The 15,142-nt window shown below is 71.9% G+C and carries 13 protein-coding genes; 9 read left to right on the forward strand and 4 right to left on the reverse strand.

Annotated elements, in window-relative coordinates; all coding sequences use genetic code 11:
* Positions 1 to 18 precede the first annotated feature (18 nt).
* Both GA0115234_RS35750 and GA0115234_RS35755 read left to right on the forward strand, forming a co-directional pair.
* Entirely contained in the window at positions 19 to 960 is a 942-nt protein-coding gene (locus GA0115234_RS35750; protein ID WP_256088896.1) for a hypothetical protein, read from the forward strand.
* A gap of 288 nt (positions 961 to 1,248) precedes the next feature.
* Positions 1,249 to 1,647, forward strand: a complete 399-nt coding sequence (locus GA0115234_RS35755) for an ATP-binding protein (RefSeq protein ID WP_093550036.1) — start codon at positions 1,249 to 1,251, stop codon at positions 1,645 to 1,647.
* 94 nt (positions 1,648 to 1,741) lie between these two features.
* Here GA0115234_RS35755 and dapC read toward each other — a convergent pair whose 3' ends face one another.
* Together dapC and fdxA are read right to left on the reverse strand one after the other, a co-directional pair.
* On the reverse strand, positions 1,742 to 2,839 hold the full coding sequence (dapC, locus tag GA0115234_RS35760; RefSeq protein ID WP_093550038.1) for a succinyldiaminopimelate transaminase: 1,098 nt from the start codon (positions 2,837 to 2,839) through the stop codon (positions 1,742 to 1,744).
* A 158-nt stretch (positions 2,840 to 2,997) separates the two neighbouring features.
* Complete coding sequence (gene fdxA / locus GA0115234_RS35765) at positions 2,998 to 3,318, reverse strand: ferredoxin (RefSeq protein ID WP_018956287.1); 321 nt, start codon at positions 3,316 to 3,318, stop codon at positions 2,998 to 3,000.
* A gap of 117 nt (positions 3,319 to 3,435) precedes the next feature.
* Between fdxA and GA0115234_RS35770 the strand changes: the two genes are divergently transcribed.
* Together GA0115234_RS35770 and GA0115234_RS35775 are read left to right on the forward strand one after the other, a co-directional pair.
* The gene (locus tag GA0115234_RS35770) at positions 3,436 to 4,437 is read left to right on the forward strand and encodes a GNAT family N-acetyltransferase (RefSeq protein WP_093550040.1); all 1,002 of its coding nucleotides are present in this window, start codon (positions 3,436 to 3,438) and stop codon (positions 4,435 to 4,437) included.
* Between the two features lie 18 nt (positions 4,438 to 4,455).
* The gene (locus tag GA0115234_RS35775) at positions 4,456 to 5,313 is read left to right on the forward strand and encodes a transglutaminase family protein (protein WP_093550042.1); all 858 of its coding nucleotides are present in this window, start codon (positions 4,456 to 4,458) and stop codon (positions 5,311 to 5,313) included.
* A 60-nt stretch (positions 5,314 to 5,373) separates the two neighbouring features.
* Here the strand turns inward: GA0115234_RS35775 and GA0115234_RS35780 are convergent, their stop codons facing one another.
* Entirely contained in the window at positions 5,374 to 7,335 is a 1,962-nt protein-coding gene (locus GA0115234_RS35780; protein ID WP_093550044.1) for an elongation factor G, read from the reverse strand.
* A gap of 635 nt (positions 7,336 to 7,970) precedes the next feature.
* Here GA0115234_RS35780 and GA0115234_RS35785 point away from each other — a divergent pair.
* The 5 genes from GA0115234_RS35785 to GA0115234_RS35805 all read left to right on the forward strand — a co-directional run bounded on the left by GA0115234_RS35785 (position 7,971) and on the right by GA0115234_RS35805 (position 14,207).
* Positions 7,971 to 8,774 (forward strand): hypothetical protein, encoded by an 804-nt coding sequence (locus GA0115234_RS35785; RefSeq protein ID WP_093550046.1) that lies wholly within the window; start codon positions 7,971 to 7,973, stop codon positions 8,772 to 8,774.
* Positions 8,775 to 8,957: 183 nt separating this feature from the next.
* Entirely contained in the window at positions 8,958 to 9,692 is a 735-nt protein-coding gene (locus GA0115234_RS35790) for a class F sortase (RefSeq protein WP_093550048.1), read from the forward strand.
* A gap of 121 nt (positions 9,693 to 9,813) precedes the next feature.
* Positions 9,814 to 11,328 (forward strand): FG-GAP-like repeat-containing protein, encoded by a 1,515-nt coding sequence (locus GA0115234_RS35795; protein WP_141718527.1) that lies wholly within the window; start codon positions 9,814 to 9,816, stop codon positions 11,326 to 11,328.
* 267 nt (positions 11,329 to 11,595) lie between these two features.
* Positions 11,596 to 13,392 (forward strand): coagulation factor 5/8 type domain-containing protein, encoded by a 1,797-nt coding sequence (locus tag GA0115234_RS35800; RefSeq protein ID WP_093550052.1) that lies wholly within the window; start codon positions 11,596 to 11,598, stop codon positions 13,390 to 13,392.
* 206 nt (positions 13,393 to 13,598) lie between these two features.
* Positions 13,599 to 14,207, forward strand: coding sequence for a TetR/AcrR family transcriptional regulator (locus tag GA0115234_RS35805; protein ID WP_093550054.1), 609 nt, complete (start codon positions 13,599 to 13,601; stop codon positions 14,205 to 14,207).
* A gap of 22 nt (positions 14,208 to 14,229) precedes the next feature.
* On the opposite strand, the gene GA0115234_RS35810 is transcribed toward GA0115234_RS35805, so the two are convergent.
* A complete protein-coding gene (locus GA0115234_RS35810) occupies positions 14,230 to 14,994 on the reverse strand; it encodes an SDR family NAD(P)-dependent oxidoreductase (RefSeq protein WP_093550056.1) in 765 nt (254 codons plus the stop codon).
* Positions 14,995 to 15,142: the final 148 nt, after the last annotated feature.

Genomic DNA, 15,142 nt, shown 5'->3' on the forward strand with positions numbered 1-15,142 from the left:
CTCCAGTACGGTGGGCCCGTGCCCCGGACCGTCTCCCCCGCCCGCCGACACACCAGCCGCAGCCGCCTCCTGCGTATCGCTGTCGCCCTTGTCGTGCTCGCCGCGCTCGGCAGCTATCTGACCCTTCAGTACATAACAGGCGACAAGGTCGTCGCGGGGTGCGTCGTGGAGTCGGCCGACGGTTCGTCCGGCACGGGCCGTACGTACTGGATGAGCCCGGAGCAGGCCGTCAACGCCGCGACGATCTCCGCGGTCGGCACCTCGCGCGGGATGCCGGAGCGCGCCGTGACGATCGCGCTGGCGACCGCTCTCCAGGAGTCCGGGCTGCGCAACATCGAGCACGGCGACCGGGATTCGCTGGGGCTGTTCCAGCAGCGCCCCTCGCAGGGCTGGGGCACCGAGAAGCAGATCCTGGACCCGGTGTACTCCGCCGGGGAGTTCTACCGTCATCTGGCCGAGGTCCCCGGCTACTCGCGGCTGCCGCTGACGGTCGCCGCGCAGCGGGTCCAGCGCAGCGCCTTCCCGCAGGCCTACGCGAAGCACGAGCCGGACGCGGCCCTGCTGGCGGCGGCGCTGACCGGTCGTGCGCCCGCCTCGCTGAACTGCGCGCCGCCGCGGGTGACGGCCGTGGCCGCCGACCCGGCGAAGGTGCGGACGGAGCTGGTGCGCGCCTTCGGCAAGGACGTGCTGCCCGCGACGGGCAGGACACCCGGGGCCGGTGCGGCCGGTCCGGCGGCGTCCGGCACGGTCGCGGTCCCGGTGTCCGCGCCCCGGACGGCCGGGGACGGTGGCACGGCGCAGCGCGGCTGGGAGCTCGCGCACTGGGCGGTCGCGCAGTCTGAGGCGCTCCGCCTGGGCGAGGTCTCGTATGCGGGCCGGGTGTGGGAGGCAGGGTCGGGCTGGCGTACGGAGCACAAGGATTCGGGCACCACCGACGTCCGGATCCGGCTCGCGCACTAGTTCGCGCGGTCGCCCGGGAGTGTCATCCCGCCCCGTTCGTGCGCCCCCTTCGCACTACCCCTCCCACCGGCTTGCGCCGACCCCTCGGTTCCCTTGCGGCCGAAGGGAAGTGACGGTTCACCCGGCCTCCCGGGAATGTCGCGTGCGCCCGGATTCCTCCCTTGCAGATCATGTGACGCATTACCGACTCTTTACCTCGGTCCACCGCAACCTCCCCCGCCCTTTCGACGGTTGTCATTGCGTCCGATCAACGGACAGACCTCTTCCTCATACCGTCGAAGGAGCATCATGTCCCTCCCCCTGACCCGCCGGATCGCCCGTGCCGCGCTGCTGATCGCCGCAGGTGCGGCCCCCGTGGTCGGCGCGGCCGGAGTCGCGGGTGCCGCGCAGCTCCCGCAGGCCCCGGAGCTCGGCGGTCTGACCAGCGTCGACGGCGCCGGTCTCGGCAAGACGGTCGACAGCGCCTCCCAGCAGGGCACCCAGGTCGCGGGCGAGACCGGCGGCAAGATCGTCGGGACGGCCCTCCCGGCCGCGACCAAGACCGTCGGCAAGGCCGGTGCCGAAGCCGCCCCCACCGTGCAGAAGACCGCGGGCAGCGCCGCGGGCAGCGCGGGCCAGGTCCTCGGCGAGGCCGCCGGTGCCGCGACCAAGGGCGGCCTGCCCACCCAGGGCCTGCCGCTCGGCTGACCCGTCCCGGCCCCCGGGCCGGCAGCACCACACACGCGCGGGGCCCCGGGAGTGCGCACTCCCGGGGCCCCGCGCGTGTGTGGTGCTGCCGCTCCTACCGCGACAGCCGCTTGACGGCCGCCGCCACCCGCTCGTCGGTCGCCGTGAACGCGACCCGTACGAAGCGGTCCCCGGCCGGTCCGTAGAAGTCGCCCGGGGCCACCAGGATGCCGAGCTCCGCCAGGTAGGCCACGGTCTCCCAGCACGGTTCGTCGCGCGTCGCCCACAGGTAGAGGCTGGCCTCGCTGTGCTCGACGCGGAAGCCGTGCGACTCCAGCGCGGTGCGCAGGGCCGCGCGCCGCGCCGCGTACCGGGCCCGCTGCTCGGCGACGTGCTCGTCGTCGCCGAGCGCAGCGACCGTCGCCGCCTGGACCGGGGCCGGCGTCATCATGCCGCCGTGCTTGCGGATCAGCAGCAGCTCGCTCAGCACCGCCGCATCGCCCGCGATGAAGGCCGCGCGGTATCCGGCGAGGTTGGAGCGCTTGGAGAGCGAGTGGACGGCGACGATGCCCCCGTACGTACCGCCACAGACGTCCGGGTGCAGCACGGAGACCGGTTCGGCCTCCCAGCCCAGCTCCAGGTAGCACTCGTCGCTGAAGACCAGTACGCCGTGCTCGCGGGCCCAGGCGACGATCCGGATCAGCTCGTCCTTGGACAGGACGCGGCCGGTCGGATTGGAGGGCGAGTTGAGCCAGAGCAGCTTGAGACCGGCCGGGTCCAGCTCCGTCGGGTCGTCGTAGACGACGGGCTCGGCGCCGCAGAGCCGGGCGCCCACCTCGTACGTCGGGTAGGCGAGGCGCGGGTACGCCACCTTGTCGCCCGCGCCGAGGCCGAGCTGGGTCGGCAGCCAGGCCACCAGCTCCTTGGAGCCGACGACCGGCAGGACGTTCTCGTGGGTCACCCCGGCCGCGCCGAGCCGCCGCTCCACCCATCCGGTGATCGCGTCACGCAGCTCGGCGGTCCCCCACACCGTCGGATAGCCGGGGCTGTCCGACGCGGCGACGAGCGCCCGCCGGATCAGCTCGGGCACCGGGTCGACGGGCGTGCCGACGGACAGGTCCACGATGCCGTCGGGGTGGGCCTCGGCCGTCGACTTGTAGGGCGCGAGCTTGTCCCAGGGGAAGACCGGGAGACGGGAGGAGACTGCGGACACGGATCTCTGCTTTCTCGTACGGGGGTCACGCGGGACGCACGGAGCGGCGAAGGGCGTACGGGGCGCTCGGGCCGCTCGTCACCCGGGCGCGGAAACGCCTCGGTCCCGCACGGTGACGAGCCGTACGGGACCGGGGCGGCGCACGTGCGGGCCGCCGACTACTGGTTCTGCGGCGGCAGCGCGGCGATGAACGCGTGGTCGCGCTCGATCAGGCCCAGCTTGGAGGCACCACCGGGCGACCCGAGGTCGTCGAAGAACTCGACGTTCGCCTTGTAGTAGTCCTTCCACTCCTCCGGGGTGTCGTCCTCGTAGAAGATGGCCTCGACCGGGCACACCGGCTCACAGGCTCCGCAGTCGACGCATTCGTCCGGGTGGATGTACAAGGACCGCTGGCCCTCGTAGATGCAGTCGACGGGGCACTCCTCGATGCAGGCCTTGTCCTTTACGTCGACACAAGGCTGCGCGATGACGTAGGTCACGCTGTCGTTCCTCCTCGGTAGGGCGTTGGCTCTCGCGCGGGAGCGCGGCGTCGTCGATGCCCACCCCTAGTATCTCCGTTCCGGGGCACGAACCGAACAGGAGGGGCGTAGAGAGCTGTGGAATTCACCATCGGCGGACAGCTCAAGGTCCGGATCACACCGGCTGACGTGGGCAAACGGGTATCAGTCCGGCGTGTGTGCGAGACCGGCCCGCAAAGAGCGACGTTCACCGACACGGTCGGAGTTCTCACATCGTGGGACGATGGTGTGCTCTCGATCACACCGAAGAACGGTGAACCCGTCCGTATCGCGGAGGCCGCGCTGGTGGCGGGCAAGGTGGTACCGGCCGCTCCGGCCCGGCGGCGTGGCCCGGCGGCCTCCTTCGACGAGCTCGTACCCGTCTGTGCCCGTGCCTGGCAGCCGGTGGAGAGCGAGCCGCTGGGCAACTGGCGGCTGCGTGCCGCACGGGGCTTCACCCGCCGCGCCAACTCCGTGCTGCCGCTCGGCGATCCCGGCCTCCCGCTCGACAAGGCGCTCGCGCGCGTCCGGCAGTGGTACGCGGAACGGGACCTGCCCGCGTACATCCAGACCGCGACCGGCGCCGAGGGCACCCAGGAGCTGCTCTGCGCGGAGCTGACGGAGCGCGGCTGGCACCGCGAGGTGACGGCGGAGGTGCGCACCGCCGGGCTCGCCCCGGTCGGCGACCTGGACGCGGAGGCGTCCCGGGTGCGGCTGAGCCGGGACCTGGACGAGACGTGGCTCTCCCGCTACCAGCGCTTCGACACCCCGGGCCCGCACGTCCTGGCGGTGCTGCGCGGCGGCCCCTCGGTGTGGTTCGCCTCGGTGCCCGGTGACGGCGGGGACGCGGCGCCCGCCGCGATCGGGCGGTGCGTGGTGGACGGGCGCTGGGCCGGGTTCATGGCCGTCGAGGTCGATCCGGCGTACCGGCGCCGCGGGCTCGCCACCGCCGTGATGGCCGCGCTCGCCCGCCGGGCCCTGGAGGAGGGCGCCTCGGCGGCCTGGCTCCAGGTGGAGGCGGACAACGAGGGGGCGCGGGCGCTCTACGAGGGCATGGGGTTCGCGGTCCACCACCTGTACCACCACTTCCGGCCGGCGTGACGGAGACGGACGGGCCCGATGAATCCTGAACCCGCTGAGCGGCCGGAACGCCCGGACCGGGACGAGCTGCGCCGTCAGTTCGCCGAGGAGGCGCGCGCCGAGCGCCCGGACCTCGCGCTGCTCTGTCTGCTGCTGGGCGCGATGGCCGATCCGGCGCTGGACCCGAACGGGATCGACGCGGCGCAGATCGAGCTGGACGAGCTGGCGGGCCGGCTTCCGTACGGGGTGCGGGGCGGCCGGGCCTGGGCCTCGGCGCTGGCCGAACTGCTCGGTGAGCGGTGCGGCTTCGCGGGCTCCTCGGCGGACTACCAGCGGCTGGAGTCGTCGCTGCTCCACCAGGTGCTGCGCAGGCGTCGCGGACTGCCGATCCTGCTGTCCGTGGTGTGGATCGAGGTCGCGCGGCGGGCGGGCGCTCCGGTCTACGGGGTGGCGCTGCCGGGTCATTTCGTCGTCGGTTTCGGCGATCCGGCCGAGCGGGTGCTGGCCGACCCCTTCGACGGCGGCCGACCGATGACCGGGCAGGACGCGGAGCTGCTGGTGGCGGGGGCCACCGGGGAGCCGCTGGAGGAATCGATGCTGGTGCCCACGCGGCCGCTGGAGATCGTGCTGCGGATCCTGAACAACATCAGGGCCTGGGCGGCGACCCGTCCGGAGCACACGGATGTGGCGCTGTGGGCGGTGGACCTGTCGCTGCTGCTCCCCTCGCACCCCGCCAGGCTGCGCTACGAGCGCGCGCAGCTGCTCGTACAGAGCGGGCAGTTCCTGCGCGGGGCGGCGGAGATGGAGGAGTACGCGGACGTGATCGCCGGGATCGAGCCCGAGGCGGCGGAGGCGATCCGGCACCGGGCGCGGGCGGCCCGCTCCTTGCTGAACTGAGAGCGTCCGGCCCCGGCTGCTGCCGGACGCTCTGAAGGCCGCCCCGCCCGCGGGCCCCTCTCAGACGACCCTGCGTACCGTGCGCAGCAGGTACTCCTTGCGGTGGAGCGGGTCGCGGTCGGTGCGCGGCCGGTCCGGGGGTGTGCCGACGACCGCCCGGTAGCGGTCGAACTCGGATTCCAGCACCCCTTCGCCACGCGTCAGGCCCGGCAGCTGCCGCTGGAGTCCGTGGACGCGGGCCGCCGGGATCTCGCCCTCCAGCACACCTACGGAACCGTGCACGGCCGATGTCCCCGGGACGGCCCGCAGCCGCGCGAGGACCGGGAGGGCCGGGCCGATCAGGTCCGCGGGGAGTTCCAGGCGGAACCGGTGGATCGGCTCGTGCACCGTGGTTCCGGCCCGCTTCAGCGCGCTCATCAGGACCAGCGGGGTCAGATTCCGGAAGTCGCCCGCGGTGCTCACCGGGGACCAGTAACCGGAGTGCGTCATGGTGACGACGCAGTCGGTGACCTGCCAGCCGTGGATTCCCTGCCGAAGGGTCTCCGCCACGGTCTCCTCCACCGCTCTCATCAGGGCGAAGGGCATCGATCCGAGCTCCACCTCCAGCCGGTGGGCGATACCGCTGCCGACCGGGGCGGGGTCGATCCTGAGGCCGACGGTCGCCAGAAAGGGGTTCCCGCCCTGATCGATGATCTCGTACGCCGCTCCGCTGCCGTTCGGCCGTTCCAGACACATGGGGGTGGTCTCGCGGAAGGTGACGCCGATTCCGAATTCGTCGGCCAGCGTCGCCTGGATGACTTCCTTCTGCACTTCGCCGTAGAGCGAGACGGACACCTCTTTACGGATGTCGTCCTGACGCAGATCGATCAGCGGGTCCTGTTCGGCGAGTTGCGCGAGTGCGGCATGCAGCTCGCCCCTGCTCGCCGGAGGGCTGGGGACCACGACCGATTCCAGCGTCGGCGGGGCGAACCAGCGGTCCGGTGGGGCCGCGTCAGGTTCGCCGACCGGGTCGCCGATCCGGATGCCGTCGAGCCCCCGGAGCATCGCGATCCGGCCCGCGCCGACCGCCGCCCCACGGACGGCCGAGCCCTGGTCGAAGACGCCGATCCCGGCCACTCTGCCCTCGGCCCGCCCCTCGCCCCGCCCGAACGGCAGCCGGTCGCGGACCCGTACCGTGCCCGAGAACATCCGGACGTACGCCGTCTTCTCGCCGCCCGGTCCGCGCTCCACCTTGAAGACGGTGCCCGCGACCGGCCCGGTGTCATCGCCCCCGCTCGCGGGCAGCAGCTCCCTGACCCCGTCGATCAGGGCGTCCATCCCCACGCCGGTGATCGCGGAGCCGAAGTACACCGGATGCACCAGCGCCCGCCCGGTCTGCGCCGCCAGCTCTTCGCGCAGCCTGTCGTACGGGAGCGGCGCGGCGTTCTCGACGTACACGTCCAGGAGCGCGTCGTCGTGGTCGGCGAGCAGCTCGGCCAGCCGGTCGGTGAAGCCGGGGTCGGCACCGGTGTACGGCGTGCAGCGGGTGCCCCGGCCGCCCGGTGCGTCGACGGACCCCATGGCGATCACGGCCGGGGTCAGTTTCCCGGCGATGTCCCGCAGTACGGACTCGGGCCGCGCACCGCTGCGGTCGACCTTGTTCACGAGGAGGAGCGTCGGAATGCGCAGGCGTCGCAGTGTCCGCATCAGCACGCGGGTCTGCGCCTGTACGCCCTCCACGGCGGAAACGACCAGCACGGCGCCGTCGAGCACACCGAGCACCCGTTCCACCTCGGCGATGAAATCCGGGTGACCGGGAGTGTCGATCAGATTGACCGTCATGTCGTCGATGGCGAACGAGACGACGGCGGACTTGATCGTGATGCCGCGTTGTCGTTCGAGTGCCAGGGAATCGGTCCGGGTGCTGCCGTCGTCGACGCTGCCGATCTCGTCGATGACACCGGCGGTGTGGAGCAGCCGCTCGGTCAGGCTCGTCTTACCGGCGTCGACATGCGCCAGGATTCCCAGGTTCAGCGTGTGCACGGAACTCCATGTCTTCAAGATCGGTGACAATTTCCGCCTGAATGAACATGAGAGTTCCTCGCATGACGCGCCCCTTCGTCGGTTCGTCGGTCGAATTCCGCGGACGAGTAGAGCAGAGGGGCCGGAACCCCGACAACCGGTTTACGGCCGGGGCGGGCGGGCTCGCCCCGCGCACACCAGGGCACCGGAAGGCAAGCAGGTCACGGGCGGCGCGTCGCCGTGTCCCGGGGGTCAGCGGTGCGGTTCCGGGGACATCCGCGCGGGGAGTCCGGCGGGCGTCGGGGTTCGCCCCGTCCGACCGGACTCCGCGCGAACCCGCCCCAACTCAGCCTTCCAGTAAGGGTGTTCACGGGGGCCGAGGGACCGTCACCAGGCGGCCGACGGGCTCGTCGCCGCGTTGAGAGGTCAGCAAACGGGTGGGGCCCCGCCGCCCAAACCTCGCGCGTCGCTGCGTGCAGTCCAACGGGTGATTATCGGCGCCACTCCACCCGAAGGGCCCACGGTGTAGCTCCAATGCGGCGCTCCCCGATGGCGCGGATCCACATTCCGACTGACGGTGGATCACGTCGCCACTGCGCCACATTGAGTCGACAGCCGGTCACTCTTCGCAGTTGCGGCGGAAGGAATGTGTTCAGATGCGCTCTGCCCGCACACTGTTCGCTTCGGCCGCTGTCACAGCGGTCCTTGCCATCACCGGCCCGTCCGCCTACGCCATGGTCACGTCCGGCGACTCGGGCCACGACAACGGTTACTCGTCCTCGCGCGGCGACGACCACGGAAAGGACGACCGCGGCGGCGACCGCGGTGGAGACCGCGGTGGAGACCGTGGCGGCGACCGCGGTGGAGACCGCGGTGGAGACCGTGGCGGCGACCGCGGCGGAGACCGCGGTGGACGCGGCGGCGACCGCGGCGGCGACCGCGGCGGACGCGGCGACCACGAGGGTCCGCGCGGTGGCATCCACACCGGCGGCGGCTTCATGGCCTCCGTCGTCACCGGCGAGAACGGCCCCAGCGACGAAGGCGACCGCGGTGGAGACCGTGGCGGCTACGGCGGCGGCGACCGCGGCGGACGCGGCGGCGACCGCGGCCACGACCGCGGCGGACGCGGCGACCACGACCGGCGTGGCGGTGTCCACACCGGCGGCGGCTTCATGGCCTCCGTCATCACCGGCGAGAACGGCCCCAGCGACGAAGGCGACCGCGGCGGCGACCGCGGCGGCTACGGCGGTGGCGACCGTGGCGGCGACCGCGGCGGCGACCGCGGTGGACGCGGCGGCCACGAGGGTGGCCGCCCCCACGGTGGCGTGCACACCGGTGGCGGCGGCATGGCGATGACCGGTGGCGGTCTGGCCGCCGGCTCGGCGCTGCTGCTCGGCGGTGTCGGCGTCGGCGCGTACAAGCTGCGCCGCCGTCAGTCGACGGGTGGCGCGATGGCCTGACCAGGCCGAACCGCCAGCCGGTCGTTTCGTTGTCGCGGCCGCCGCCCTTCGGGGCGGCGGTCGCGGCGGCTGCGTTTCCTCCCCGATAAGGCCCGGATAAGCCCCGGGGAAGCCCCGGACGGAACCCGGCCCCGCCGCACCCCCTCCCCCTCACAACACCGCGCAACCGAAAGGCACGTTCCCATGGCCGCCCCGCAGTCGACCGGCTCCACCCCCACCCGGACTGCCCCACGATCCACACTGGGCCGCGCCCTGATGTGGCCCGCCGTGACAGCCGCGCTCGGCATGGTCCTCATCTACAACTCCTTCGGCACCTCGATCAACGAAAAGCCGCCGTCCGCGCGTGCCGCCGTCTCGTCCGCCGCCCCCGAGGTCGTCGGCTCCCATGCCGCACCCGCCCCCGGTCCCGCCCCCGTCAAGTCGTCGGAGGCCGTCGACGTCGGCCCCTCGATGTCGCGTTCCGTCCCGACGCGGCTCCAGATCCCGGGCATCGGCGTCGACGCCCCGTTCACCGATCTGTCCATCGGCGCCACCGGTCAGCTGGACGCTCCGCCCCCCGACGACACCAACCTGGTCGGCTGGTTCAAGGACGGTGCCAGCCCCGGTGAGCGCGGTTCCGCGATCGTGGCGGGTCACGTCGACACGAAGACCGGGCCCGCCGTGTTCCTGCAGCTCTCGTCCGTCCAGCCCGGATCCGAGGTCGACATCACCCGCGCGGACGGCTCCATCGCCACGTTCGAGGTCGACTCCGTGGAGCAGTTCAGCAAGGCGGACTTCCCGGACGACCTGGTCTACGCCGACACCTCGTCCGCCGAGTTGCGCCTGATCACCTGCGGTGGCGCCTACAACAAGGCCGTGAAGGACTACGAGGACAACGTCGTGGTCTTCGCCCACCTCGACTCCTACAGCAAGGCCTGACCGCCGACAGCCGGCGGCGGTGCGGCACAACCATCCACCGGACCGCGAGGTCGAACGGGGCAGTACGGAATCCGGTTCCGTACTGCCCCGACTGACGTTCCGATCACCGGAGTTGACCGACGTGCCTGTTCTCACCCACCGCCGCCGCCTGGCGATCGCGACCGGAATGGCCCTGGTCGCCGGAGCCGTCGCGGCACCCGTCGGCCACGCCGCCGCGCGGTCCGCCGCCCCGACCGCGCAGCCGCCCGCCGCCACCGTGAAGGCGCCGAGCGGCAAACGGCTGCACGACGACTTCAACGGCGACGGCTACCCCGACGTGGCCGTGGGCGCCCCCATGGCCGTCCTCGGCGACCCGGACGGCGGCGCGGGCGCCGTGAGCGTCCTCTTCGGTGGCCCCGAAGGCCTGTCCTCCACCCACAAGCAGGTGCTGACCTGGCCGGACCGTCCGGGCATCACCAACCCGGGGGACGCCCGCTACGGCACGAACCTGCGCAGCGCCGACCTGGACGGTGACGGTTACGCGGATCTCGTCAGCCGCCTCTGGGCGTACCGGACCGACGGAGACGAGGGCACGGTACTGGCTGTCAACTGGGGCGGCCCATCCGGACTTTCGGCCGCCGCCACGCTCCTGAAGCCGGTCCCCGGCGACCAGACCGACGGCACCGGCGACCTGGACGTCGGAGACGTCGACGGTGACGGCATCGCCGACATCGCGGTGGGCGACGTACGGCGCGGCGGCCATGTCCTGCACGGCCCGGTCAGCCGCGCCGGCCAGTGGAGCAGGGCCGGCGCGTTCTCGGTCGACGGCACGGACGTGCTGGACACCTCGGAGATCGCCGTCGGTGATGTGACCGGCGACGGCGTGGGCGATCTGGTGATCCTCGGCTTCGGCCCGGACGACCCGTGGCAGCAGCACACGTACCTGCTCAAGGGCAGCCGTACCGGTTTCGCCGCCCCGGTCGAGATCAAGGACGCGACCGGTGCCGGTGTCGGCGGCACCGCCGTGGGCATCGCCGACCTGGACAAGGACGGCCACGGGGACATCGTCATCGGGCGCGGTGACGAATGGTCGCAGGCGGACACCCCGGCGAAGAAGGGCGGCGCGCTCTTCATCTCGTACGGCGGCCCGAAGGGGCAGAGCACCACGCGCGGGCCCGTCTGGATCAACCAGGACACCGAGGGCGTCTCGGGCACGGCCGAGTTCCACGACCGGATGGGCTACAGCCTGGCGCTGGGCGACACGGACGGCGACGGCTACCCCGACATCGCCACCGGCCTGCCGGGCGAGAAGATCAACGGCATCGCCGACGCCGGCCGGGTCCTGGTGTTCAAGGGCGGGCCGAACGGCGTGAGCGGCGCGGGCTCCAAGGAGTTCGGCCAGTACACGGCGGGGGTCCCGGGGGCGGCCGAGGCGGGCGACCAGTTCGGCGAGGCCCTCGCACTGGGCGACTACGACGGCAGGGGCCGTGCGGAGATGGTGGTCGGCGACCCGACGGAGAACAACAGCAGGGGCGCCCTGTGGATCTTCCGTACGGATGCCACCGGCATCATCGCCGAGGGTTCCGTCTCGTTCGGCGCGGCCACGATCGGCGCCCCGACCGGCCCGTCCCGCTTCAGCGAGGCGCTGACGGGCTGACGGGCCGACGGGCCGACGGGCCGACCGCACAGCCCATCAGATTCCTGAATTCACGGCCCCTGCGAACTGACCCCAGAACGGGTCAATTGCCTTTCTCCTGACGTTAGTTGTTGTGCGCAAGGCGATCCGGAGGAGCCGCCGGCGCACACCTCTTGACGTCCCCCACACGGCGGCGGAACCATCGAAGCCCGCTGGGAGAGCGCTCTCAGAGCGCTCTCCCGGCCGTTCGTCGTGTACTCGGAACCACGACTCAGGAGAAGTGTTCTCATGCATGCTCCCCCCACAGCACCTCCACGCCGCCGGGCCCGCGCCCTCGGACTCGCCGCCCTCGCCGCCGCCGCGCTGCTCGTCGCCGCCCTCCCCGCCACCTCGACCGCCTCGACCGCCCCGGCCACTCACGGTCAGGACACCCGGGCGGTGGTCGGCGGTGGCGATCTCGGCCCCAACGTCATGGTCTTCGACCCCACCACCCCCGACATCCAGGGCAAGGTCGACGAAGTCTTCCGGAAGCAGGAGTCGGCACAGTTCGGCGACGGCCGCTACGCGCTGTTCTTCAAGCCGGGCACGTACGACAACATCAATGCGCAGATCGGCTTCTACACCTCGATCGCCGGGCTGGGGCTGAACCCGGACGACACCACGTTCAACGGCGATGTGACGGTCGACGCCGGGTGGTTCGGCGGGAACGCGACCCAGAACTTCTGGCGGTCGGCGGAGAACCTGGCCCTCAACCCGGTGAACGGCACCGACCGCTGGGCCGTCGCCCAGGCCGCGCCGTTCCGCCGGATGCACGTCAGGGGCGGGCTGAATCTCGCACCCGCCGGATACGGCTGGGCGAGCGGCGGCTACATCGCCGACAGCAGGATCGACGGCCAGGTCGCACCGTACTCGCAGCAGCAGTGGTACACCCGGGACAGCTCGGTCGGCGGCTGGAACAACGCCGTGTGGAACATGACGTTCTCCGGCGTCGAGGGCGCGCCCGCGCAGAGTTTCCCGGAGCCCCCGTACACCACGCTCGACACCACCCCCGTCTCGCGCGAGAAGCCGTTCCTCTACCTCGACGGCGACGCGTACAAGGTGTTCGTCCCCGCCAAGCGCACCAACGCGCGCGGCACGTCGTGGGGCAATGGCGCACCGCAGGGCGAATCACTGCCGCTGGACCGGTTCTACGTCGTGAAGCCCGGTGCGAGCGCCGGGACCATCAACGCGGCGGTCCAGCAGGGCCTGCACCTGCTCTTCACGCCCGGCGTCTACCACGTCGACCGGCCCATCGAGATCGACCGCGCCGACACGGTCGTGCTCGGTCTGGGGCTGGCGACGATCATCCCGGACAACGGGGTCACCGCCCTCAAGGTCGGCGACGTGGACGGCGTACGACTGGCCGGTCTGCTCGTCGACGCCGGCCCGGTCAACTCGGACACCCTGATCGAGATCGGCCCCGAGGGATCGTCCGCCGGCCACGCCGACAACCCGACCTCGCTCCAGGACGTGTTCGTGCGCATCGGCGGTGCCGGTCCCGGCAAGGCGACCACCAGCCTCGTCGTGAACAGCAACGACACGATCATCGACCACACCTGGCTCTGGCGCGCGGACCACGGTGACGGCGTCGGCTGGGAGACCAACCGGGCGGACTACGGGCTCCGGGTCAACGGCGACCGTGTGCTGGCCACCGGACTGTTCGTGGAGCACTTCAACAAGTACGACGTGGAGTGGGCGGGCGAGAACGGCCGGACGATCTTCTTCCAGAACGAGAAGTCGTACGACGCCCCGAACCAGGCGGCCATCCAGAACGGCAGCACCAAGGGTTTCGCGGCCTACAAGGTCGACGACTCCGTCACCGCCCACGAGGGCTGGGGCCTGGGCAGCTACTGCTTCTTCAACGTCGATCCGACGATCCGCCAGGACCACGGCTTCCAGGCACCGGTGAAGCCCGGGGTGCGGTTCCACGATCTGCTGGTCGTCTCGCTGGGCGGCAAGGGCCAGTACGAACACGTCATCAACGGCACCGGCTCCCCCACGTCGGGGTCGGACACCGTTCCGTCGAAGGTGGTGTCGTTCCCGTAGCACCCGGCAACGAAGTGGGGCCCGGTCGTCGCGACCGGGCCCCACCGACGTCGGTACTCCGCCGTCACACCAGGCGGTCGCCCCTGACGGCCACGACGAACGGCGCCCAGGCGCACGGAGGCGTTGCCGCACGGCGCCCCTTTGGGGGCGGCCCGACTACAGTGGACCGCACAGTCCATTACCACTCCATTACGAGGAGGCGGATCGTGCGCGGGCAGCTGACGGCGAAGGGGAAGGCGACGCGGCGCCGGATCGTCGAGGGCGCTGCGGAGGTGCTGCGGGAGAGGGGCGTCGCCTCGGCCACGCTGGACGACATCATGGTGCGGACCAGCGCCAGCAAGAGCCAGTTGTTCCACTACTTCCCGGACGGCAAGGAGGAACTGCTCCTCGCAGTCGCCCAGTTCGAGGCGGACCGCGTCCTGGAGGACCAGCAGCCGTATCTGAGCCGTCTCGACTCGTGGGAGGCCTGGGAGCAGTGGCGGGATGTGGTGATCAAGCGCTACGAGGCCCAGGGAGACGAGTGCCCGCTGGGTTCGCTGTTCTTCCAGGTCGGGCGCTCGACCCCCGGGGCGCGGGCGATCGTGGTCGAGCTGATGCGCCGCTGGCAGGAGAACCTGGCGGCGGGCATCCGGTCGCTCCAGGCGTCCGGCCGGCTCCCCGACGGGCTCGACGTCGACGCCAGGGCCGCCGCCCTGCTGGCCGCGATTCAGGGCGGTGTGTCGATCCTGCTGTCGACGGGGCGGTCCACCCATCTGCGCGCCGCGCTGGATCTGGGGATCGCGGACCTGCGCCGCGCGGGCGAAACAGGTCCATGACGGACGTCAGCGGTGCCGAGTGTCACCCGGCGATGACGGCGACGGCGGTGCGGCCGCCGTCCACGTCGAGCGTGATGCCGTGCACGAAGGCCGACTCGTCACCGGCCAGGTAGACGGCGGCGTTCGCGATGGCGTCGGGGGTTCCCATCCGGCCTGCGGGGGTCCCCTCCATCATGACCTCGCCGGGGTGGGCCTCGCCGGGTGCGGGCGTGAGCACGACGCCCGGTGAGATCGCGTTCACCCGTACGCCCCGGGGCCCGAACTCCGCCGCCCAGGACCGGGTCAGGGTCTCCATGGCCCCCTTGGTGGAGCTGTAGAGGGCACCCACCGGAACGCCCAGGCGCGCGATCCAGGAGCCCAGATTGATGACCGCCCCGCCACCGGCCTCCACCATGGCGGGCGCGACGGCGGCGGTGAGGAAGAACGGGGCCTTCACATTGACCGCGTAGACCTCGTCGAAGGTCTCCTCATCGGTGTCCGCCGTGGTGTCGCCCGGGTAGACGCCCGCATTGTTGACCAGGATGTCGATACGGCCGCCGAGCACCCGCGTCGCCTCCCGGGCCAGCGCCCGCGAGGCGGCGGCACTGCCGTCCAGGCCGGCCCGCACGAAGTCGGCACGACCGCCCAGGGCACGGATGCCGTCGACGACCTCCTGGCCACGCTCCGTGCTGCGCCCCGAGACGACGACATGGGCCCCCTCGGCGGCGAACGCCTCCGCGATGGCCCGTCCGATATTGCTGGTCGCTCCGGTCACCAGAGCGGTCTTGCCCTCCAGGCGCGTTGACATGGTCCACTCCATCGCTTGGTTCGCCACCAGGAACCCGCACGGCCGGACCGCGTACCGCCTACCGCGTCCGACCGGTCGGAGCCCCGGAGCACCGGGGCGAGTGCCACTGTGCGACGACAAAAATGGACCTGCAAGTCCAGAAAATTTC

Origin of the sequence: Streptomyces sp. DvalAA-43 (assembly GCF_900091725.1) — a bacterium.
GTDB lineage: Bacteria > Actinomycetota > Actinomycetes > Streptomycetales > Streptomycetaceae > Streptomyces > Streptomyces pulveraceus.

Bases quoted from the DNA above. Each gene is read 5' to 3' on its own strand.
- GA0115234_RS35755 (WP_093550036.1), top strand. From the start codon at position 1,249: ATGTCCCTCCCCCTGACCCGCCGGATCGCCCGTGCCGCGCTGCTGATC.
- GA0115234_RS35775 (WP_093550042.1), top strand. From the start codon at position 4,456: ATGAATCCTGAACCCGCTGAGCGGCCGGAACGCCCGGACCGGGACGAG.
- GA0115234_RS35785 (WP_093550046.1), top strand. From the start codon at position 7,971: ATGCGCTCTGCCCGCACACTGTTCGCTTCGGCCGCTGTCACAGCGGTC.
- GA0115234_RS35790 (WP_093550048.1), top strand. From the start codon at position 8,958: ATGGCCGCCCCGCAGTCGACCGGCTCCACCCCCACCCGGACTGCCCCA.
- GA0115234_RS35800 (WP_093550052.1), top strand. From the start codon at position 11,596: ATGCATGCTCCCCCCACAGCACCTCCACGCCGCCGGGCCCGCGCCCTC.
- GA0115234_RS35810 (WP_093550056.1), bottom strand. From the start codon at position 14,994: ATGTCAACGCGCCTGGAGGGCAAGACCGCTCTGGTGACCGGAGCGACC.